At 72.9% G+C, this 20,340-nt stretch carries 15 protein-coding genes; 10 read left to right on the forward strand and 5 right to left on the reverse strand.

Features of this window, described 5'->3' with window-relative positions; all coding sequences use genetic code 11:
• Nucleotides 1–17: 17 nt before the first annotated feature.
• Together AB0N76_RS24350 and AB0N76_RS24355 are read left to right on the forward strand one after the other, a co-directional pair.
• Nucleotides 18–3,431 carry a tetratricopeptide repeat protein gene (locus tag AB0N76_RS24350; RefSeq protein WP_363560242.1) on the forward strand — a complete coding sequence of 1,138 codons (3,414 nt, stop codon included), beginning with the start codon at nucleotides 18–20 and terminating at the stop codon, nucleotides 3,429–3,431.
• A gap of 182 nt (nucleotides 3,432–3,613) precedes the next feature.
• Nucleotides 3,614–4,486 carry a GNAT family N-acetyltransferase gene (locus AB0N76_RS24355; RefSeq protein WP_363560244.1) on the forward strand — a complete coding sequence of 291 codons (873 nt, stop codon included), beginning with the start codon at nucleotides 3,614–3,616 and terminating at the stop codon, nucleotides 4,484–4,486.
• A 101-nt stretch (nucleotides 4,487–4,587) separates the two neighbouring features.
• On the opposite strand, the gene AB0N76_RS24360 is transcribed toward AB0N76_RS24355, so the two are convergent.
• On the reverse strand, nucleotides 4,588–6,345 hold the full coding sequence (locus tag AB0N76_RS24360; protein WP_363560246.1) for a pentapeptide repeat-containing protein: 1,758 nt from the start codon (nucleotides 6,343–6,345) through the stop codon (nucleotides 4,588–4,590).
• 314 nt (nucleotides 6,346–6,659) lie between these two features.
• Complete coding sequence (locus AB0N76_RS24365; RefSeq protein ID WP_363560248.1) at nucleotides 6,660–7,073, reverse strand: hypothetical protein; 414 nt, start codon at nucleotides 7,071–7,073, stop codon at nucleotides 6,660–6,662.
• A gap of 185 nt (nucleotides 7,074–7,258) precedes the next feature.
• Between AB0N76_RS24365 and AB0N76_RS24370 the strand changes: the two genes are divergently transcribed.
• Both AB0N76_RS24370 and AB0N76_RS24375 read left to right on the forward strand, forming a co-directional pair.
• Entirely contained in the window at nucleotides 7,259–8,545 is a 1,287-nt protein-coding gene (locus tag AB0N76_RS24370; protein ID WP_363560250.1) for a sensor histidine kinase, read from the forward strand.
• Nucleotides 8,530–9,177 (forward strand): response regulator transcription factor, encoded by a 648-nt coding sequence (locus AB0N76_RS24375; protein ID WP_363560252.1) that lies wholly within the window; start codon nucleotides 8,530–8,532, stop codon nucleotides 9,175–9,177. The genes AB0N76_RS24370 and AB0N76_RS24375 overlap by 16 nt, the downstream gene beginning before the upstream one ends.
• Before the next feature lie 11 nt (nucleotides 9,178–9,188).
• On the opposite strand, the gene AB0N76_RS24380 is transcribed toward AB0N76_RS24375, so the two are convergent.
• Nucleotides 9,189–9,722: a GNAT family N-acetyltransferase gene (locus tag AB0N76_RS24380; protein WP_363560254.1), complete on the reverse strand. Its 534-nt coding sequence runs from the start codon at nucleotides 9,720–9,722 to the stop codon at nucleotides 9,189–9,191.
• A 31-nt stretch (nucleotides 9,723–9,753) separates the two neighbouring features.
• Nucleotides 9,754–10,767, reverse strand: coding sequence for a LacI family DNA-binding transcriptional regulator (locus AB0N76_RS24385; RefSeq protein WP_363560256.1), 1,014 nt, complete (start codon nucleotides 10,765–10,767; stop codon nucleotides 9,754–9,756).
• A gap of 190 nt (nucleotides 10,768–10,957) precedes the next feature.
• Between AB0N76_RS24385 and AB0N76_RS24390 the strand changes: the two genes are divergently transcribed.
• The 4 genes from AB0N76_RS24390 to AB0N76_RS24405 all read left to right on the forward strand — a co-directional run bounded on the left by AB0N76_RS24390 (nucleotide 10,958) and on the right by AB0N76_RS24405 (nucleotide 17,192).
• Nucleotides 10,958–12,778 carry a glycoside hydrolase family 13 protein gene (locus tag AB0N76_RS24390; protein ID WP_363560258.1) on the forward strand — a complete coding sequence of 607 codons (1,821 nt, stop codon included), beginning with the start codon at nucleotides 10,958–10,960 and terminating at the stop codon, nucleotides 12,776–12,778.
• A complete protein-coding gene (locus AB0N76_RS24395; protein WP_363560260.1) occupies nucleotides 12,775–14,169 on the forward strand; it encodes an alpha/beta hydrolase-fold protein in 1,395 nt (464 codons plus the stop codon). The genes AB0N76_RS24390 and AB0N76_RS24395 overlap by 4 nt, the downstream gene beginning before the upstream one ends.
• Before the next feature lie 39 nt (nucleotides 14,170–14,208).
• Nucleotides 14,209–15,519: an extracellular solute-binding protein gene (locus AB0N76_RS24400; protein WP_363560262.1), complete on the forward strand. Its 1,311-nt coding sequence runs from the start codon at nucleotides 14,209–14,211 to the stop codon at nucleotides 15,517–15,519.
• 62 nt (nucleotides 15,520–15,581) lie between these two features.
• Nucleotides 15,582–17,192 (forward strand): ABC transporter permease subunit, encoded by a 1,611-nt coding sequence (locus AB0N76_RS24405; protein WP_363560264.1) that lies wholly within the window; start codon nucleotides 15,582–15,584, stop codon nucleotides 17,190–17,192.
• A 33-nt stretch (nucleotides 17,193–17,225) separates the two neighbouring features.
• On the opposite strand, the gene AB0N76_RS24410 is transcribed toward AB0N76_RS24405, so the two are convergent.
• The gene (locus AB0N76_RS24410) at nucleotides 17,226–18,446 is read right to left on the reverse strand and encodes an RNA-guided endonuclease TnpB family protein (protein ID WP_363560266.1); all 1,221 of its coding nucleotides are present in this window, start codon (nucleotides 18,444–18,446) and stop codon (nucleotides 17,226–17,228) included.
• Nucleotides 18,447–18,583: 137 nt separating this feature from the next.
• Between AB0N76_RS24410 and AB0N76_RS24415 the strand changes: the two genes are divergently transcribed.
• Both AB0N76_RS24415 and AB0N76_RS24420 read left to right on the forward strand, forming a co-directional pair.
• Nucleotides 18,584–19,477 (forward strand): sugar ABC transporter permease, encoded by an 894-nt coding sequence (locus AB0N76_RS24415; RefSeq protein WP_363560268.1) that lies wholly within the window; start codon nucleotides 18,584–18,586, stop codon nucleotides 19,475–19,477.
• A gap of 97 nt (nucleotides 19,478–19,574) precedes the next feature.
• Nucleotides 19,575–20,339: a hypothetical protein gene (locus AB0N76_RS24420; protein ID WP_363560270.1), complete on the forward strand. Its 765-nt coding sequence runs from the start codon at nucleotides 19,575–19,577 to the stop codon at nucleotides 20,337–20,339.
• Nucleotide 20,340: the final 1 nt, after the last annotated feature.

The following is a 20,340-nucleotide window of genomic DNA, read 5'->3' on the forward strand; positions in this document are numbered from 1 at the left end:
GGCGCAGGAGGCGGCACATGGACACCAGCGAGTTCCCCGAACCCCACCTCACCGGCGGCGCCACCGTCACGGCCGAACGCGGCGGCTCCGCCTACGTACTCACCCACGGCGACATCCACGTCCGGGACGGTGTCCCGGTGTACCGGGTGGGCCCCGCCGCCACACCCGCCCCTCCGCTGTCACCCGAGGACGCCGGCCGGCGCCCCAGCCGGCTGCTGCTCGCCGAACAGCAGACCGTCGACTTCACCGGCCGCGTCGACGAACTCCGGGCACTGGAGGCCTGGCGGGACGAGGACGATCCGGGAGTCTCCGTCCTGCTCCTGCACGCGCCCGGCGGCCAGGGCAAGACGCGGCTCGCCGGCGAGTTCGCGGCCCGGGCCGCCGCCCGGGGATGGACCTGCTGGGAGGCCCGCCACCTGAGCGACCCCGGTCTCCCGGACGTGCTGGCACTCGGCGACCCCGGCCGCCGGCTGCTCCTCACCGTCGACTACGCCGAGCGGTGGCCGCTCGACGACCTGCTGCTCCTGCTCGGCAACCGGCTGCTCCACCGCCCCGAACGCACCCGGATCCTGCTCGTGTCACGGCCCGCCGCCACCTGGTGGCCGCTGCTCGGCGGCCGGCTGGCGGCGGACGGCCTGCGCACGGCACCACCGGTGCGCCTGGGTCCCATCGCCACCACCGAGGCCGGACGGCAGGAGGTCTACCGGGCCGCCTGCCGGGCCTTCGCCCGCGGCCTCGGCACCCCCGCGGCCGTGTCGGACGACCCGGTCGACCTCACCGACGACGCCTATCGCCTGGTGCTCAACCTGCACATGGCAGCGCTCGTCTCGGTCCACTCCGGCGGCAGGCACCAGCCGGGTGACCCCGTCGCCCTCTCCGCCTACCTGCTCGACCGCGAGCACGACTTCTGGGTCTCGCTCGCCGAGCACGGTGCCGTGACGACCGGTCCCCGCACGATGGCCCGAACGGTGCACACCGCCACCCTGGTCCGGGCCCTGCCGGTCGCGGGCGCCGAACAGGCCCTGGCACGCGCGGGTGTCGCGGGGGCGGGCGCCACCCCGGCGACCGACGTGATCGTCTCGGACCACGCGTTCGCCTACCCGCCCCTCGCCGCCGACGCCGGGCTCGTCCTCGCCCCGCTCTATCCCGACCGGCTCGGCGAGGACCTCATCGCCCTCCGGACGCCGGGCCACGACCACCCTGACCACGCACCGGACGACTGGTCCCACCAGGTGCCGATCCGCCTGCTGTCGGAGGACGGACCGGGCCCCGAGCCCGACCCACCATCCGCGCCGCGGCCGCAGCCGTACGCCGGGGCCGTGCTCACGACCCTCATCGAGACCGCCCGGCGCTGGAGCCATGTCGCCGCACTCGAACTCGATCCGCTGCTGGCACAGCGGCCCGCCCTGGCCCTGACGCTCACCGGGAACGCGCTGGCGAACCTGGCGCAGATCGACGCCGTCGGCATCGACACCCTCTCCGCCGTGGAGGCGACGCTGCCAACCCAACGGCACCTCGCGCTGGACGCCGGGATCGCCGTCCTCGCCGAACGTCTGACGGCCCACCGGCTGTCGTCGGCCACCGACCCGCTGGACCGCGCCTGCCTGCACCACGATCTCGCTGTCCGGCTGGCCCGGGCCGGACGCCACGAGGAGGCCGTCGCCGAGCAGGTCCATGCGGAACGGCTGCTCCGCCCGCTGGTCGCCGCCGGGACCGCCGGGGCCGAAGAGCGGGTGCCCGACGACACCGATCCGCACCGGCAACTGGCCCTCGTGCTGGGCAACATGGGCATGCAACTCGACCGGCTCGGCCGCACCGAGGACGGTCTGGCCGCCGTCGGCGAAGCGGTCGAGCTGTGGGCGCGCCTGGCCGCCGGCGGGGCCGGTGACGCCGCCCCCGCCGGTGCCGGTGCCGGTGAGTACGTCGGCGAGTCGGCCGGGGCCCTCCAGAACCTGTCCGTCCTGCTCACCCGGCTCGGCCGACTGCCGGAGGCGATCGAGGCCGCCGAGCGAGCCGTCCGCAGCCGGCGCGCCCAGGCCACCGCCGCCGCCACCGGGCCGGGCGACACACCCGACGACCACCACCTCGCGCTGCTCATCGGAGCCCTGGGCCACCGGTGCGCCGTGCTGTCGACCGCGGGCCGCCACCGGGACGCACTGGCCGACTCCGGCGAGGTCGTCCGGGTGTACGGGGAACTCGCGGCGGCGCATCCGGACACCTACACGCACCACCTCGCCGCAGCCGTCGCCAACCACAGCGGCCTGCTGCGGAGGTGGGGTCGGGCCGAGGAGGCCGCCGCGGCGGCGGCGGAAGCCGTCCGACTGTTCCGGGGCCTCGCCCGGGTGAACCCCGCGGAGTTCGAACCACGCCTCGCCCACGCCCTGAACCTGCTCGGCGCGCGGCTCTCCCACACCGCACCGGCGGCGGCGAGCCTGGCCGCGAGTGAGGAGGCGGTCGCCCTGCTCACCCGGCTCGCCGAAGCCAACCCCGCCGCTTACGAGGCCTCGCTCGCCGACGCACTGCACAATCTGAACGGTCGGCTGCAACGGGCGGGCCGCTTCGAGGAGGCCGTCACCGCCGGCCGGGCCGCCGAACGGATCCACCGCCGACTCGCGGCCGCCAACCCCGGCGCCCACGGATCCGATCTGTCGGCGACGCTGAGCAGCCTCTGCGACGCCCTGATCCGGCTGGGACGGCACCCCGAGGCCTTGGCCGCGACCTACGACGCCCTGGCCGTCGACCGCCGGCTCGCCGGGGAGAACCCGCAGGCCTTCCAGGGCAACCTGGCCGCCTCCTTCGGCCGACTGGCCCATCTGCTGCACCTGGCCGGCCGGGACGAGGAGGCGGCCGCCGCCAACACGGAGGCGATCTCCGTCCGACGCCGCCTTGCCGAGGCCGACCTCGAGGCCGAGGGCGGGGTACTCGCCCTCTCCCTCCTCAACCTGAGCGTCGACCTGCGCAAACTCGGCCGCCACCAGGAGGCGCTGCACGCCACGGAGGAGGCCGTCACGCTCCACCGGACCCTCCACCGCGACCACGGAGCCCCGTACCGGGGCCCGCTCGCCACCGGCCTCGCCGTCCACGGCAGGGCCCTGTCGGAGGCCGGCCTGCACGACCGTGCCCTGGCCGTGACCGAGGAGGCCCTGGACCTCCAGCACCAGCTGCTCATCGAGAGGTTCGACGCGGTCGACGCCCTGGCCGCCGTCGTCAGGGACTACGCCGTCGTCCGGTTGCGCGCGGGGACCGGGAGGGAGAGCGCCCGATTCGAACTCCAGCGTGCGCTCGTCGTCCTCGCCACCGCCCAAGCCGCCGGCCGACTCCACCACACGGACGGTCCCGCTCTGGAGCTGCTGAGGAAGCTCGTGGCCCTCCTCACCCGATCCTCCACCGGCTCGCCGCCCGCCCCCGAAGGCCCGCAGCCCGCTCCCTGACGCCCAGCCGGCGAGCCCGGCCCGCGACCGGGGCCCGGGCGACCGTTGACGCCCAGTCGGCGGCGACGGAAATTCCTTTGCGGGGCCGGTGGGGGGCGGGTAGCGTTCGGCGGCTGGTCCGGCGGATGGTTCCTCAGAGGTAGCGGGGCCTCCTCCCTTCGCTTCGTCGTCACGGAGACACCTTGTCCCTTCGCATCACCGCACTGACCGATCCCGGCCATGACCCGTACCGGCGGCGGCTCGCCTGGCTGGCGGCCGATGACGGGGGCCATCCGGTCGGGAGTGCGTTCCTGCGGCTGCCGACCGACCCGGGGCAGGCGCACCTGGCCGAGCTGACCGTGAACGTCCACCCGGCGGAGCGGCGGCGGGGGGTCGGGTCCGCGCTGGTCGAGGCCGTGTTCGCGGCCGCCCGGGAGGACGGCAGGCGGGTCGTGCTCGCCCCGGGTGAGCCCGGGACGGAGGGCGAGGGCTTCCTGACGGCCCATGGCTTCCGCCGGGCGCTGACCCTGCGGCACGCGCGGCTCGATCTCGTCGGGGCCGCTCCGGTGGCGTCGGTCGCGCTCTCGCGCCCCGGCTACCGGCTGGTCTCCTGGTCGGGGACCGTTCCCGACGACCTCGCCGAGTCCTTCGCGGCCGCCCGGCCCGCCATGGACGACATGCCGCTGGGCACCGTCGACTACGGCACCGTGACCTGGGACGCCGACCGGGTGCGCGCCGTCGCCCGCACCGTCGCGGAGCGCGGCGAGCACCTGCACACCGTGGCCGTCGTCGCGGAGGCGGACGGCGCGATCGCCGGGTTCACCGAGCTGGTCGTCCCCGCCGACGGGCTCGGCGACGGCCTGCACTACGGCACCGCCGTCCTCCCGGAGCACCGCGGCCACGGCCTCGCCCGCTGGATGAAGGTCGCGTCCATCACGCACACCCGCGAGCGCCACCCCCGCCTCGGCGGGCTGGTCACCGACACCGCCGAGGAGAACGCCCCGATGCTGGCCGTCAACGCCGCCCTCGGCTACCTCCCCACCCACGAGAGCCACCAGTACCAGCGAGAGCTGTAGGGGCCGAGTTCCGGACACCCCCCATGTTCACTGCCCGGTCAGCGGGCCAACTGTCTCATCGGCCGGGCGCGAGGCGCGTCCTGGCTACCCAGGTCCGGTCACTACCGCTTGACCCGAGATCGGAGAGCCAGGACGAACAGGGCAAGCAGTGCCGGCTCGACCAGCCTGCTGGTCATCTCGATCGCATTCCCCCGGGGAGTGAGGTTCTGCCCCGAGGAACGGAAGACAACCGAGTTGAGTGTCATTGGAACAGTTTTCCAAAAGCGAGCCGCTGTGATGCGCTCACGATACGGAAGCGTCAGCTTCGGCAACGGCGTCGTGGTGGTCAGTGAGAGGGATTGACCAGGCAGCGGGACGGCGCCCACCGTCTCGGCTTTCGCCGGCCCATTGGGCAGTCCCCAGAGCATGAGAGCCACAACCGTTGTACTCATCGCCACCATCAGCCACATGAGCGCTCGCAGGGCCCGGAGACCATAGCCGGAGACTGCCCAGTAAAGGCCGAGCAGTCGGCGCTCCCACCATCCAAACCTGTCACTGTGCCGACGCATCTCCATCTCACCGTAGTAGAAGTCGCCGGCGCCCGGCTCGTCCTTGGCGTCCTCGTACCCCTTGCGTAGTTGCCGGTAGAGGGCGACGAGGTCGCTCGGGCGGGCACCGGCCACCAAAGCAATCCCGCCTTGGACGCCGGCGGCACCGGCCGACGGGGAGAGTACCGAGTCCGACCAAGAGGACCACCTCCCGTTGCGCGCCCGACAGTCGCGTTCCTCCTGGAGAATCCTCCGGCGTCCAGTCCGGTACGGCAGGATGCGGCGGGTACCCAACAACCGCCACCCCCAGCCGACCTCCAGGTCGAAGAGGCAGTCACCGGCCAGGCTCAGCTTGTCGAGGTGGACCGCGCCGAAGAACCGGCACGAAGTCAAGTCGATGTCGGTCAGCTGGAGGTGCGCAGTGTCGACGCCACCGAGAGAGTCGATCTTCGGCCGCTCAGAGGCGGCGGGGTCCAGACTTGCCAGCGCCGACTCGTCGTGCCCCCACGTCACCCTCTGGAAGGCAATGGAAGTCGGTTTCTCCAGGATCGCATTCGCCAGCCGCACCTGTGCATAGCGCAACTGAAACGTAGTGGTTGAGTCGAACCGAGCCCGTTGTGCATCGACCACCGCGGCCACCGCCCGCACGACGACGCCTTCCTTGAAGCGCGCGTCGGTGAGATTCAGCGTCCCGGTGCACATAGGCACGCCGAGGTGTACACGCTTCTCAAAGACCGTTCGGCTGAGGCCGAGATTTGTGCAGGTCATTCCGGCCACGTCCAGATCACCGGCGAACGAGGCGGCAGTGAAGTCCATGAGGCCCTCGCCGGTGGCCTGGGAGAACCTGGCCTCGCCGCCGAACTGCGCTTGGCTGAAGTGCGCCTCACCCTCGAACCTCGCCAACGCGAAGCCCGCCAAGCCTGCGAACTCGGCCCGATGAAACTGTGCTTGGCGGAACGTGGCACGGTAGGCCGTGACACTGGAACCGAAGACGGCCTCAAGGAACATCGCTTGCTGCACGAACTCTGCGTTGTCCAAGTGCAGAAGCGATTTGAACCGAGCCCCCCAGAAGCTGGCGCCTCCATCGAACGTAGCCGACGCCAGGTCGACCTCATGCTCGAAGACCGTTCGGTCGAACGATGCGACCCCGGTGACGCGCAGTGCACGGAAAGGCACCGCGCCCGTGAACGTAGCCTCGTCGAACCGCAAATCGGCGGCCGTAGGACGATCGGTCTCGGGGTCGATCAACCGCTCGACGATCGCCCGCGCGTCGCCATCCGAGATGATGGTGCCGCGGTGGTCGACGGAGGATCCTGGGCCAAGCCCTGCCATGTAGGCCGCACGCTCCACATGACTGGCGTGGCGGAGGCAACAGGTGCCGCCGGGAAGCGGCATGCCAGCGCAGTACGGCTCATGGTCCGAATCGCACCGGGCTGGGGCCTGCGTCGAAGCAGTTGACGACGACACGAATTGCACTCCGAACTGATGTGGCGAGGGCCCACCGAAGCGAACCTCCGTGCGGTTGCTGGTCCGACAACCTACCCAACCGGGTCGTGTCACGCGATCCCTTGCGGCTCCCGCCCACCACACCGACTACCCTCCCTGGCGGCGGCTCGAATGCCAGACGAGCCTCGGGAGCCAGCTGGTCAGCGGGTCTTGGGGAAGGCGGTGCGGAGGGGGGTGGTGTGGAGGACGAAGGCGGTGGAGCCGATGGTGCAGGCGCAGGCGACATGGGCGGCGAGGAACCAGGCGGGGAGGTGGCCGGCGGTGAGGTCGAGGGCGATGATGGCGATCGGCATGACCACCGAGATCAGCCGCATCCGCTGGTAGCCGGTGCGGTTGCCCCGGGCGGCGAGGCCGGTGAGCCAGTGGGCGGCCGCGGCGCTGGCGAGCAGGCCGGCCGAGCGGCCCCACATGAAGCCGGTCGCCTCGTGCCCGGTGGCCGCGAGGGCGGCGACGGTGAGGAGGGTGGCGGCGGTGAGCGCGCCGTAGGCCGTGACCAGGGTCTTCACCGTGCGGAGGCCGGTGGCGACGGCGGGGGTGGCGGTGGTGGCGTTCATCGGGTGCTCCCTGGGTTCGGACCGGGTCGTGGTGACGTCGTCGACGCTACGGAGCAGGGCGGTGGGCCCGGTATGGGTCTGGCCGCCGGGGTGGGTGGGTCTGGACCCACTCCCTCGCCGAGCAGGGCGTCGTGACGCTCCGTGGGGTGCAGAGTGGGAAGGGACGAAGCGAGAGGGAGGGCCGGATGCGGCGGGTGGTGTCGTGGCTGGAAGGCGCGTGCACGGGGTTCCTGCGGGCGTGCGCCGTGCTGGCGGTCGGCCTGGCGGTGCCGGCGGTGTGGGCGGGCGCGGTGGCGTGGGGGATCCGGTGGGGGGCGGGCAATCCGTGGTCCTGGCTGCTGCCGGTGCTGCTGGTCTGCGGGGGGACGTTCGCGCTGTCCCGGCCGGTCTGCCGGGCGGTCCGGTTCCTGGTCGCGCGGTGGACGGGCACCGTCGTCCCGGCCGGGTACCGGCAGCCGGGGCCGGTGACGCAGCTGTCCACCGGGTACTGGTGGAACGGCCACGGCTACGAGCGCACCGCCCGCGACGCCCGGCTGGACCAGGCCTGGCGGCTGCGCTGGGGCGACCCCGCCACCTGGCGTGACCTGCGGTTCACGGCCGTCCTTCCGGTCACGGCGGGCCTGGTCGCGGCGGTGCCGCCGACCGGGGTGGCGGTGGCGGCCGTCGGGTTGGCGCAGCCGGTGGCCTTCGGGTTCGCGCGGTCGGCCCTTCCCGGGCGCCTGGTCGGCGCGTTCGGCCTGCTGGTGGCCGTCGCCGCCGCCCCGTACGCCTGGCGCTGTGTCGAGCCGGTGGCCGTCCGCTTCCTGCGCCCGTCGCGGGCGATGGCGCTGACGGACCGGGTGGCGGAGCTGACGGCGCAGCGCGCGGACACCACGATCGCGCAGGCCGCCGAGATCCGCCGGATCGAGCGGGACCTGCACGACGGCGCGCAGGCCCGGCTGGTCGCGCTCGGGATGTCGCTGGCGACCGCGGAGCGGCTGATGGACAGCCACCCCGAGCAGGCCCGGGCGCTGATGCGGGAGGCGCGGGCGGGCGCCGCCGGTTCGCTGGCCGAGCTGCGCGAACTGGTCCGGGGGATCAACCCGCCGGTGCTGAGCGACCGGGGCCTGGTCGACGCGGTGCGCGCGCTGGCGCTCAACTCCCCGCTGGAGGTGGCCGTCAGCGCCGAGGAGGTCCGGTTCCGGCTGGAGCCGCCGATCGAGTCCGCGCTCTACTTCGGCACGGCGGAACTGCTCACCAACGCGGCCAGGCACGCCCGGGCGTCCCGGGTGCGGATCTCGATCGTGCGGGACGGCGGCGGCGTCGTGGTCGAGTTGGCGGACGACGGCCGGGGCGGGGCGGTGGAGCGGGCCGACGGCGGACTCGCGGGGCTGCGCCGACGGCTCGCCGTGTTCGACGGTTCCCTGGAGGTCAGCAGTCCGGTCGGCGGCCCGACGACGGCGAGGATGATGGTGCCATGCGAATCGTGGTAGCCGAGGACCTGTATCTGCTGCGCGACGGGATGGTCCGTCTGCTGGAGGCCTTCGGGCACCAGGTGGTGGCGACGGCCGGCACCGGGCCGGAGACGCTCGACGCGCTGCTGACCTGGCGGCCGGACGTCGCCGTGCTCGACGTCCGGATGCCGCCGACGCAGACCGACGAGGGCCTGCGGGCCGCCCTCGCCGCCCGCCGCGAGATACCCGGGCTGCCGGTGCTGATCCTGTCCCAGTACGTCGAACAGCTCTACGCCCGCGAGCTGTTGGCCGACGGCGCGGGCGGCATCGGCTACTTCCTGAAGGACAACGTCTTCGACGCGGACCAGTTCGTCGACGCCCTGGAGCGGGTCGCCGCCGGCGGGACGGCGATGGACCCGGCGGTGATCGCCGGACTGTTCGCCAACGGGACGTCCAACCGGCGGCTGGAGCCGCTCACCGAACGCGAGCGCTCGGTGCTGGCGCTGATGGCGGAGGGCCTGTCCAACCAGGCGATCGCCCGCCGGCTGTTCCTCAGCGAGGGTGCGATCAGCAAGTACACGACCTCGCTGTTCGGCAAGCTCGGCCTGACGGACGACGAGAACGGCAACCGTCGCGTCCTCGCCGTCCTGGCGTACTTGAACGCGCCCTGAGGGCACGGCGGTCACATCGGTATCGAGTGCAGGCGGACCGCTCCTTCGGGCCAGCGTGCGCCGTCGACCAGCGGGAACCACATGGTGCGCAGCGGCATCACGGCGGGGCCGGCGGGCTGCTCCACCTCGACGGCCGCTTCGACGAACTGCCAGCCGAGGCGGGCGTAGAGGCCGGAGACGTCGGGGCGGCAGAACAGGATCGCGAACTCCGGCCCGAGGACGCGGGCGTGGTCGAGCGCGCCGTTCACGACCTCGCGGGCGAGGCCCCGGCCACGCTGGTCCGACGCGACGGCGACGCCGCCGACGCCCACCACGTCCATCCGGCGCCCGCCGGCGGACAGCGGCAGGACGACCAGTCCGGCGTGCGCGAGGAGCCGGCCGTCCGGCTGCGCCTCCCGGATGCCGAAGTGGTGCTCCTTGGGCCGCCAGACCATGCCCCACTCGGCGACGCCGAACGGGTCCGGGGTGTCGGCGAAGATCTCGGCGGGGCTGTAGGCCTCCAGGGGCGTGACGGTCGGCGGCGCGGAATTCCGATCTTGAGTCATCTCCGCATGATGCCACCCGCCCGACGGGCCGTCAGTCGCGCAGGCGGGCCGTGGAGTCGCGGGCGACCAGGACCGGGGTGAAGAGGTAGTCCCGGGCGCGGCCGCCGTGTCCCTCCAGCTGGCGCCAGAGGGCGTCGGCGACGGCGGCGCCCATCTCCTCGATCGGCTGGCGGACGGTGGTCAGTGGCGGGTTGCTGTGGGCGGCGAGGTAGCAGTCGTCGTACCCGATCACCGAGAGGTCGCCGGGGACGGACAACCCCGCCTCCCGCGCGGCCTGGACGACGCCGAGCGCCATCAGGTCACTGCCGGCGATGACCGCGGTGACGCCCGCGTCGAGCAGTTGGCGGGCGGCGGCCGCGCCGCCCGCGATGGAGTAGGCGGACTCGGCGTACCAGTCGGCGGGGGGCTCGTCGCCGAGGAGTTCGCGCATCGCGCGCCGGTAGCCGTCGAGCCGGTTGAGCGAGGGGCGCAGGTAGCCCTGGCCGCCGGCCAGGCCGATCCGGCGGTGGCCGAGTTCGCGCAGGTGGGCGACGGCGATCTTGGCGCCGAGCGCCTCGTCGGTGGCGACGGTGGGCACGGCGAGGCCCTCGACCCGGCCGCTGACCAGGACCATCGGGATGCCGCGTTCGTGCAGCAGCCGGTAGAAGCCGTGGTCGGCGTGCGGGTTGGCGTGCCGGCCGGAGACCAGGACGAGGCCGGAGACGCCCTTGCGGAGCAGGACGTCGATGTAGCCGAGTTCGGCGGTGCCCTGGCGGGTGGAGGTGCCGACGACGGCGGTGAGGCCGTGCTTGGCGAGCTGCACCTCGATGGCGGAGGCGAGCAGCGGGAAGACCGGGTTGTCGAGTTCGGGGACGACGATGCCGATCAGCGCGCCCTGGTGCGGGTCGTAGCCCTGGTCGGGCTGCCAGCCGAGTTCGCGCATGGCCTCGGCGACCTTCAGCTTGGTGTCGTCGGAGACGCCCGGCCGGTCGTTGATCACCCTGCTCACCGAGGCGGCGCTGACGCCCGCCCGGGCGGCGATGTCGCGCAGTGACGGGCCGCTCAATTGGTCCTCCGGTCTGGTCCGGCCTGCATCTTACAAAGCCCGGCGAGGGGTACGACGGGCCGTGGAACACGATGAAACGATCTTAGCAACGTATTGCGCAACAGTTTCAGCCCCGTTACGGTTCCCTCGTCGGCCCCGGAAAGCGGAACGCCGGCATCCGTTAACCTGTCCACCCGCCCCGAGGAGCCCCATGGACCAGGCCACCAGCCCCCGCCTCGCCGCCCGCCACCAGCCGCACCACGACGGGTCCGCGCGGTACGTCGGCGAGCTCGCCCCGCGCCTCGGGCAGACCGTCGACCTGCTGGTCCGGATCCCGGCGGACGAGGAGGTCGAGCGGGTCTTCCTGCGCTCCGTCCCGGACGGCGAGCCGCACTTCACCCCGGCCGCGATCGACCGCCAGATCGACCGCCAGGAGGACGGCGCCACCTGGTGGCGGGTCGGGCTGGAGATGGTCAACCCGGAGATGAACTACCGGTTCTGGCTGCACACCCCGGCCGGCGGGCGCTGGCTCACCGCCGCCGGCCTGCACGACCACGACCTGCCGGACGCCACCGACTTCCGCCTCACCACCCACCCCGCCCCGCCCGCCTGGGCCGCCGACGCGGTCGTCTACCAGGTCTTCCCCGACCGCTACCACCGCTCCGGCGAGGCCCCGCTCGCCGCCTGGGCCCGGCCCGCCGACTGGGACACCCCGCTGCGCACCGGCGACGCCGAGGCCCTGCAGCAGATGTACGGCGGCGACCTCTGGGGCCTGGTCCGCAAGATCGACCACATCCAGCGGCTCGGCGCCACCGTGATCTACCTGACCCCGTTCTTCGAGGGCCGCTCCAACCACCGCTACGACGCCGTCTCCTTCGACCGGGTCGACCCGGCGCTCGGCGGCGACGAGGCGCTGATCGCGCTCACCACCGAGGCGCACCGGCGCGGCATCAAGGTGATCGGCGACATCACCCTCAACCACTCCGGCAGCGACCACGAGTGGTTCCGCGCCGCGCAGGCCGACCCGACGGGCCCCGAGGCCGGCTTCTACTTCTTCGGCGAGGGCGGACCGGAGGACTACGCCACCTTCCTCGGCGTCCGCACCCTGCCGACCTTCGACCACCGCTCCGCCGAGCTGCGCCGCCGCCTCTACGAGGGACCGGACTCGGTCGTCGCCAAGTACCTCCGGGCGCCGTTCCACCTGGACGGCTGGCGGGTCGACGTGGCGCAGATGGCCGGCCGGCGCGGCGACGTCGAGCTCAACCACCTGGTCGCCACCACCACCGCCGCCACCGTCCGGGCCGCCGCCCCCGACGCCGTCCTGCTCGCCGAGCACCAGCACGACGCCTCGCTCGCGCTCTCCGGCGACGGCTGGCAGGGCACGATGAGCTACGCCGGGTTCACCCGCCCGGTCTGGAGCTGGTTGGCCGAGCAGCACGACCAGAAGGACTTCTGGGCCGTCCCCGGGCCGATCCCGGACTACGGCGGCGCCCAGCTGCGCGCCACCATGACGGCGTTCGGCGCCGCGCTGCCCTGGCGCAGCCGCGCCCACAACCTCACCCTGCTGGACTCGCACGACACCGCGCGGTTCCGCAGCTTCGCCGGACCGGAGCGCCAACTGCTCGGCGCAGCCCTGCTGTTCACCCTGCCCGGGATCCCGATGGTGTTCTCCGGCGACGAGGTCGGGGTGGTCGGCGAGGGGCTGGAGGAGGGCCGCAAGCCGTTCCCCTGGGACGAGTCCGCCTGGGACCAGCACACCTACCGCAGCTACCGCGAGCTGATCCGGCTGCGCCGCACCCACAGCGCGCTGCGCGGCGGCGGGCTGCGCTGGCTGCTCGCCGAGCGCGACGTCCTGCTGTTCGAGCGGGAGGACGACCGGGAGCGGATCCTGGTGCAGATCAGCCGGGCCGACCACCCGCCGGTCGCGGGCGAGTGGCACGCCACCCACCTGCTCGGCGGGCCGCAACTGGTGCCCGGCCGCGACCTGCCCGCCGAGGGGCCGGCCGTGCACGTCTGGTCGGTGACGAAGTGAGCACGGCTCCGGCGAGTACGCCCCCGCCGAGCACGGCTCCGGCGAGCCCACCGCGTGGCCGGATCGAGCGGATCCCCGGCTTCCGGTCCGAGCTGCTCGGCAACGAACGCGACCTGCTGGTCCACCTCCCGCCCGGCTACGACGAGCACCCGGACGCCGGCTACCCCGTGCTCTACCTGCACGACGGGCAGCAGGTGTTCGACCAGGGGCAGCAGCCCACCTGGGCGGTCGACCGGACCCTGGAGGCGCTGTACGCGGAGGGCCTGCTGCCCGAGCTGATCGCCGTCGCCGTGCCCAACGCCGGGGCCGAGCGCGGCACCGAGTACTCGCACGTCGCCGAGTACTGGCGCACCCCCGGCACCCCGCTCAAGGGCCACCGCTACGAGGCCTTCCTCACCGACGAGGTCAAGCCCTTCGTCGACGCCCGCTACCGGACCCGGACCGGGCCGGAGCACACCGCGCTGATGGGCTCCTCGATGGGCGGCCTGGTCACATACCACATCGCCTTCCGCCGCCCCGAGGTCTTCGGCCTGGCCGCCGTCCTCTCCCCGTTCCTCACCCACGTCGACCCGGCCGGGTCCGGCGAGCGGGTGGTGTACGAGCGCTACTGGCGGCGCGGCCCGCGGCGGCTCTGGCTGGACATCGGCGGCCGGGAGGGCCTGATCATGGCGCGGCCCGCCCGCGAGCTGGCCGTCCAGCTGCTCGACGAGGCCGGCTACACCTCCGGCGACGACCTGCTCTACTACGAGGACCCGGCAGCGCCGCACCACGAGAACGCCTGGCGCCCGCGCGCCCGGCATGCGCTGCTGCACCTGTTCGGCGCGCCCTCGCCGGTGCGTTCACTCACCGTGGAGCCGCGGATCGCGCTCGCCCCCGGCGAGACCTGGAGCGCCGTCAACCCGGTCGCCGTGCGCGCCGACGGCGTCCGCTACACCGCGCTGGAGGCCCGCTACCGGGTCGCGGACCCCGAGGTCGCGGCGGTCTCGCCGCACGGCCGGCTGCACCCGCTGGCCGCCGGGCGGACGGCGGTCACCGTGCAGGCCCACGGGCTGGACGCGGCCACCGAGGTCATGGTCGACCCGGGGCTGCCGGCCCGGCCGGTGCTGGAGGTCACCGTCACCGTCCCGCCCGGCACCCCGGCGGACGCCCCGGTGATGTTCGGGCCGGTGCCCTGCGCCCCGCTGCCCGACGCGCCCGACGCGACGCGCCGGTTCCGCGGCCGGATCACCGTCCCGCGCGGCACCGGCTTCGACGGCGGCGTCTCGCGCGGCTGGGGCCTGGACGCCGTCGACGCCGACGGGCGACGGGTGCTGCACCCGCTGCGGGTGGACCGCGACACCCGCCTCGACCTCACCGTCGACCGCTGGCACCGGCCGGCCGACGGCATCTGACCGGCCCTCTCCAGCATGAAGACGAAGGAGTCTCGGACCATGCGCCCCTCCCCCACCACCGGCCGCCCCCGCCGGGCCGCCGCCCTCGGTCTGCTCGCCCTGCTGGCCACCGCCTGCGGAGCCACCGCTACGCCAACGGCCGCCCCGTCGGCCGCCGCCTCCGCCGACGCCATGGCCGGTGACCCGCTGACCGCCCCGGCGGGCGACCTGGTGATCTGGGCGCAGACCCAGCAGGCCACCGCCCTCCAGCCGCTCGCCGAACGCTTCGGCAAGGAGCACGGGGTGAAGGTGACCGTCGCCCCGCAGTCCGTCAACACCCAGCAGGCGTACATCGCCGCCACCAACGCCGGCAAGGGCCCGGACCTGGTGGTCGGCGCCTCCGACTGGCTCGGCAACCTGGTGCAGAACGGCGCCGTCGCCCCCGTCCCGCTGACCGCTCAGCAGAAGGCGCAGTTCCAGCCCGCCGCACTGGACGCTGTCGCCTACAACGGCCAGCAGTACGGCCTGCCGTACGCCACCGAGAACCTGGTGCTGTTCCGCAACACCGAACTGGCCCCGGCCGCCCCCGCCACCTTCGAGGAGCTGGCCGACACCGGCCGGGAGGCCGTCAAGGCCGGGCGCGCCGAGGTCCCGCTGGCCCTGCCGATCGGCCAGCAGGGCAACGCGTACGCCCTCCAGCCGCTGTTCACCTCGGCCGGCGGCTACCTGTTCGGCACCCGGCCGGACGGCGGCTACGACACCGCCGACCTCGGAGTGGGCGGCCCCGGCTCGGTCGCGGCCGGGGAGCTGCTCAAGCAGCACGGCGAGAAGGGCACCGGGCTGTTCAACCGCTCGGTGGACACCAACGCCATCTCGCTGTTCACCGGCCGCAAGACCCCGTACCTGGTGGCGGGCCCGTGGGCGCTCGGCCAGGTCCGGCAGGCCGGCCTGCCGTACGCGATCTCGCCGGTGCCCGGCTGGGCGGGCAAGGGCCCGGCCCGCCCGTTCATCGGCGTCCAGGGCTTCTACCTGTCCGCCAAGGCCCGGAACCAGCCGCTGGCGCAGGAGTTCCTGCTCCGCGCGGTCGGCACGGAGGAGGGCCAGCTGGCGCTCTACCAGGCCTCCCCCGAGCCGCCCGCGCTGACCGCCGCGCTCACCAAGGCGACCGCCGGGGACCCGGACATCGGCGCCTTCGCCGCCGCCGGCGCCACCGGACAGCCGGTGCCGACGATTCCCGCGATGACCGCGATCTGGGGCCCGCTCGGCCAGGCCGAGGCCAACATCGTGGCCGGCGCCGACCCGGCCGAGACCATGCGCCAGGCCGGCGAGGCGATCCGCACCGCGCTCGCCGGCACCGCCGCCGGGCACTGACGCCCGCTCCCCCTCCCCTCCTGCTGAACCCACCCCCTCCGGACGGACCCAGGGACCACCCCATGACCTCCCCCACCCTCCAGGACCGCCTCCCCCCGGCGGAACCCGCCACCGGGCCCCCGGCCCGCCGCCCCGGCCGGCCCCCGCGCCGGGCCGGCGCCGTCACCGCCCTGCTGGTCAAGACGACCCTGCTGGCCGGCGTCGCCGCCGTCGCCCTCTACGCCGCGCCCCGCCTCTACCAGCAGGGCCACTGGACCGCCCTCGGTGTCCTGACCGCCGCCGCCGGCGCGACCTTCTGGATCTACCTCTCGCCGCGCCGGCTGCCCGCCAAGTACCTGCTCCCGGCGACCGCGCTGTTCCTCGCCTTCGTCGTCTACCCCGTCCTCTACATCGTCGCCGTCTCCTTCACCGACTACGGCGACGGGCGGATGCTGAGCAAGGAGGAGGCGATCCGCAGCCTGGTCGACAACTCCGCCCAGCCCGTCCCCGGCGCCCCCGGGTACACCCTCACCATCGCCACCGGCGCGGACGGCGGACCGCTGGTGCTGCTGCTCACCGACCCCGCCACCGGGCAGGTCTCGGCCGGCACCGCCCGGGGCCTCGCCCCCGCCCCGGCCGGCACCACCACCGGCCCCGACGGCCGGGTCACCGCCGCCCCCGGCCTGCGGCTGCTCACCTTCGCCCAGGCCAACGCCCGGGCCGCCGAACTCAAGGACCTGCGGGTCCCGGTGGACGGCGGGTTCGTGGTCGGCCAGGGCCTCTCCTCGGCCACCGTCGCCCGGCCCGTCCTCACGTACGACCGGCAGGCCGACACCCTCACCGACAGCCGCACCGGCACCGTCTACCGGCCGGTGGACGGCAAGTTCACCGACGCCGCCGGGGCCGCCCTCCCCACCGGCTGGCACCGCACCGTCGGCTTCGCCAACTTCACCGCCGTGCTCACCAGCCCCGCCGTCCGCGGCCCGTTCCTCGGCGTCCTCGCCTGGACCTTCGGCTTCGCCGCGCTCTCCACCGGCGCCTCCTTCGCCCTCGGCCTCGGCCTGGCGCTCACCCTGCACCACCCCCGGCTGAGCGGGCAACGGCTCTACCGCTCGCTGCTCCTGCTGCCGTACGCGATGCCCGCGTTCATCGGCATCCTGATCTGGCAGAGCCTGTACAACCGGGACTTCGGGCTGCTCAACCAGCTGCTGCACACCCGGATCGACTGGCTCGGCGACGCCTGGAACGCCCGCTTCGCCGTCGTCCTCACCAGCCTCTGGCTGGGCTTCCCCAACATGCTGCTGATCTGCACCGGCGTGCTCCAGGCGATGCCCGCCGAACTCGTCGAGTCCGCCCGGATCGACGGCGCCGGCCCGTGGCGGGCGTTCCGGGCGGTCACCTTCCCGCTGCTGCTGGTCGCCGCCGCGCCGGTGCTGATCTCCTCGTTCGCCTTCAACTTCAACAACTTCAACGCGGTCCAACTGCTCACCGGCGGCGGACCGTTCGACGGCGCGGGCGGCAGCGCCGGCGCCACCGACATCCTGATCAGCTACACCTACCGGCTGGCCTTCGGCGGCCCCGGCGCCCAGTACGGCTTCGCCGCGGCGCTGTCGGTCTTCATCTTCCTGCTGGTCGGACTGATCACCCTGGTCGGCTTCCGCCGCACCCGCGCGCTGGAGGAGCTGAACGCTTGACATCCTCCCCGCCCTGAAGGACGGGGATTCCCCTCAGCCTCGCGGCTGAGACGCCCCGCGTTGGCGGGGTGCCGGGACGACTTCCTGCTTCACCGACGACTGCCCGCCCGGAGTGCTCCGTTGAGGTCTGACACCGTCTCCACAGGCTGCAACCGCCAGTCCGGCGGCCAGGATGTTCTTCGCCGCGTTCACGTCCCGGTCGTGGGTCGTCCCGCAGTCGCACGTCCATGTTCGGACGTTGAGCGGCATCCTGCCTTGCAGGGTGCCGCAGGCCGAGCACAGCTTGGAGGAGGGGAACCACCGGTCCACGGTGATCACCTCGCGTCCGTACCAGGCGGCCTTGTACTCCAGCATGGACCGCAGCTCGGTCCAGCTCGCGTCCGCGATGGCTCTGGCCAGCGTGCGGTTCTTGAGCATGTTGCGGACAGTCAGGTCTTCGATCACGACCACTTGGTTTTCGCGGACGAGTCGGGTGGTGAGCTTGTGCAGGAAGTCCCTGCGCCGGTCGGCGATCCGGGCGTAAACCTTGCCGACCCTGAGCCGGGCCTTCTCACGGTTGTTGGAGCCCTTGGCCTTGCGGGAAAGATCCCGCTGAGCCTTGGCGAGGCGTTCGCGATCCTTGCGCTCATGCCGGGGATTGGTGATCTTCTCCCCGGTGGAGAGCGTCACCAGGCTAGTGATCCCGGCGTCGATGCCCACGGCCGCGTTCACGGGCGCGGGCATCACGGGCCGGTCGTCGCACAGCATCGAGACGAACCAGCGCCCCGCGCTGTCCTGCGACACCGTCACCGTGGACGGCGACACACCCTCCGGCAGCGGCCTGGACCACACGATAGCCAGCGGCTCCGCCATCTTCGCCAGCGTCAGCCTGCCGTCCCGAAACCGGAACGCCGAGCTGGTGTACTCGGCACTCCTGCGGGACTTCTTCCGGGACTTGAACGTCGGGTACTTCGCCCGCCTCTGCCAGAAGTTCGAGAACGCCCCCTGCAAGTGCCGGAGCGTCTGCTGCAACGGGACCGACGACACCTCGTTGAGGTAGGCCAGTTCCTCGGTCTTCTTCCACGCCGTCAGCATGGCCGACGTGGCGTTGTAGTTGACCCGCTCCTGGCGCAGCGTCCACGCCTCGGTGCGGGCCTGCAACGCCATGTTGTAGACCTTCCTCACGCACCCGAACGTGCGCGACAGCTCAGCCGCCTGCGCATCGGTCGGGTAGAAGCGGTACTTGAACGCCCGCTTCACGTGGATGGTCGCCATGGATCACACAGTAACAGTGATCCTTGTGACCCCATGACGGTCAATCACCTACCGGGACGGCAGACCGCCTTGACGGCCGCCCGCCTCCCCCTGACCCTCCCCCGACCTGAAGGCCGGGGCTTCCTTGGAGGCATCCGATGAACACCCGTACCCCTGGTGCCCTCGGCGCCCCCGGTACTGCGGCCCGCTGGCTGCGCCGGTTCGGCTGGCGGCACCTGGTCGCCGTCCTCGCCGTCTGCTTCGCGCTCTTCCCGCTGCTGTTCGTACTCTCGGCGGCGCTCAACCCGCTCGGCACCCTGCAGTCCTCCACCCTGGTGCCGGAACACGCCTCGCTCGCCAACTTCACCGCGCTGTTCACCAACGGCCAGTACCCCTTCGCCCGCTGGCTCGGCAACACGGCCCTGGTCTGCGGCAGCTTCGCGGTGCTCAACGTCCTGCTCGGGATCTGCGCCGCGTACGGCTTCTCCCGGTTCCGCTTCCGGGGCCGGCGGGCCGGGCTGGTGACCGTCCTGCTGGCGCAGATGTTCCCGCAGTTCCTCGCCGTGGTCGCGCTCTACCTACTGTTCGCCGAGGTCGGCGACGTGCTGCCGGCGATCGGCCTGGACACCCCGTGGGGCCTGGTGCTGGTCTACCTCGGCGGCGCGATGGGTGTGAACACCTGGCTGATGAAGGGCTACCTGGACACCATCCCGCGCGAGATCGACGAGGCCGCCAAGGTGGACGGCGCCGGACACGCCCAGATCTTCTTCCGGCTGATCCTGCCGCTGGCCGCGCCGATGCTGGTGGTGATCTCGATCCTGTCGCTGACCGCCGCGCTCAACGACGTCATCCTGGCCAACATCTTCCTGACCTCCAACGAGTCGAAGACGGTGGCGGTCGGCCTGTACGGGATCATCTCCGGCCAGCAGGACCAGAACTACGGCCTGTTCGCGGCCGGGGCGCTGGTGACCGCGCTGCCGGTGATCGTCGTCTACCAGTTCCTCCAGCGCTACCTCGCCCAGGGCCTGACCGCAGGATCCGTGAAGGGCTGACGCCTGAAGCGCGTGTCCCAGCACAGATGATCCGTCACCGAATGTCACAGTCGACGGACAGTGGACGACGAACGACGAGCATGACGGGAGCGGTGGGATGATCCTTCCGGTCGAGATCAAGGTCAACGTGGACGGGAAGGTCTCGGACGCCCTGACCGCCCTGGGCATCACCCAGGGCGGCGCCGGCTCCCAGAAGCGCCTCATCTGGTTCGCCGAGCGCCGCGAGGGCGTCAAGGCCGGACAACTGCCGCTGCTGGAAGCCGGGGTGATCCTGCGGGTCCGCACCGGCGACACCCCCGACGACCTCACCGTCAAGCTGCGCCCGGTCGACCCGGCGAAGCTCCACAACCCGTTCGACCAGGCGTTCAAGGACGGCGAGGGGGACGAGGAGTTCGAGTACAAGATCGAGGAGGACCGGGCGGGCGACCGCCGCACCCCGGCCGCCTCCGCGACGCAGAACCACCCGCAGAGCGCGCTCCTGGACGTGGTGGACTCCAGCCCCGACCTCTCCACGGCGCTGGTCAAGCAGCAGCGGAAGTTCCTCTCCGAGTGCGCCCCCGGGGTGCGGTTCGACCGGCTCGTGGCGCTCGGCCCGATCGCGTCGACCAAGTTCAAGGACGTCGCGCTCGACGACCTGGAGGTCGACCTGGAGCGCTGGCAGGTGGTCGGCCTCGACTTCCTGGAGGTGTCGATCCGGGTCAAGCCGAAGGACAACGAGAAGCCCGAGGAGTTCGAGGCCCGCGTCACCCGCAAGCAGCAGAAGCTCGAAGCGGCGGTGACGGCCCACGGGGTGGCGGTCTCCGCGAACCCCGAGAACAAGACCCGCCGGGTCCTGGAGGCCCTGGCGGCGGGGCGCGCCTGAG

The organism is Kitasatospora sp. NPDC093806 (assembly GCF_040683335.1).
Classification (GTDB): Bacteria; Actinomycetota; Actinomycetes; order Streptomycetales; family Streptomycetaceae; genus Kitasatospora.

Bases quoted from the DNA above. Each gene is read 5' to 3' on its own strand.
- AB0N76_RS24350 (WP_363560242.1), top strand. From the start codon at position 18: ATGGACACCAGCGAGTTCCCCGAACCCCACCTCACCGGCGGCGCCACC.
- AB0N76_RS24360 (WP_363560246.1), bottom strand. From the start codon at position 6,345: ATGGCAGGGCTTGGCCCAGGATCCTCCGTCGACCACCGCGGCACCATC.
- AB0N76_RS24365 (WP_363560248.1), bottom strand. From the start codon at position 7,073: ATGAACGCCACCACCGCCACCCCCGCCGTCGCCACCGGCCTCCGCACG.
- AB0N76_RS24370 (WP_363560250.1), top strand. From the start codon at position 7,259: ATGCGGCGGGTGGTGTCGTGGCTGGAAGGCGCGTGCACGGGGTTCCTG.
- AB0N76_RS24375 (WP_363560252.1), top strand. From the start codon at position 8,530: ATGCGAATCGTGGTAGCCGAGGACCTGTATCTGCTGCGCGACGGGATG.
- AB0N76_RS24380 (WP_363560254.1), bottom strand. From the start codon at position 9,722: ATGACTCAAGATCGGAATTCCGCGCCGCCGACCGTCACGCCCCTGGAG.
- AB0N76_RS24390 (WP_363560258.1), top strand. From the start codon at position 10,958: ATGGACCAGGCCACCAGCCCCCGCCTCGCCGCCCGCCACCAGCCGCAC.
- AB0N76_RS24400 (WP_363560262.1), top strand. From the start codon at position 14,209: ATGCGCCCCTCCCCCACCACCGGCCGCCCCCGCCGGGCCGCCGCCCTC.
- AB0N76_RS24405 (WP_363560264.1), top strand. From the start codon at position 15,582: ATGACCTCCCCCACCCTCCAGGACCGCCTCCCCCCGGCGGAACCCGCC.
- AB0N76_RS24410 (WP_363560266.1), bottom strand. From the start codon at position 18,446: ATGGCGACCATCCACGTGAAGCGGGCGTTCAAGTACCGCTTCTACCCG.
- AB0N76_RS24415 (WP_363560268.1), top strand. From the start codon at position 18,584: ATGAACACCCGTACCCCTGGTGCCCTCGGCGCCCCCGGTACTGCGGCC.
- AB0N76_RS24420 (WP_363560270.1), top strand. From the start codon at position 19,575: ATGATCCTTCCGGTCGAGATCAAGGTCAACGTGGACGGGAAGGTCTCG.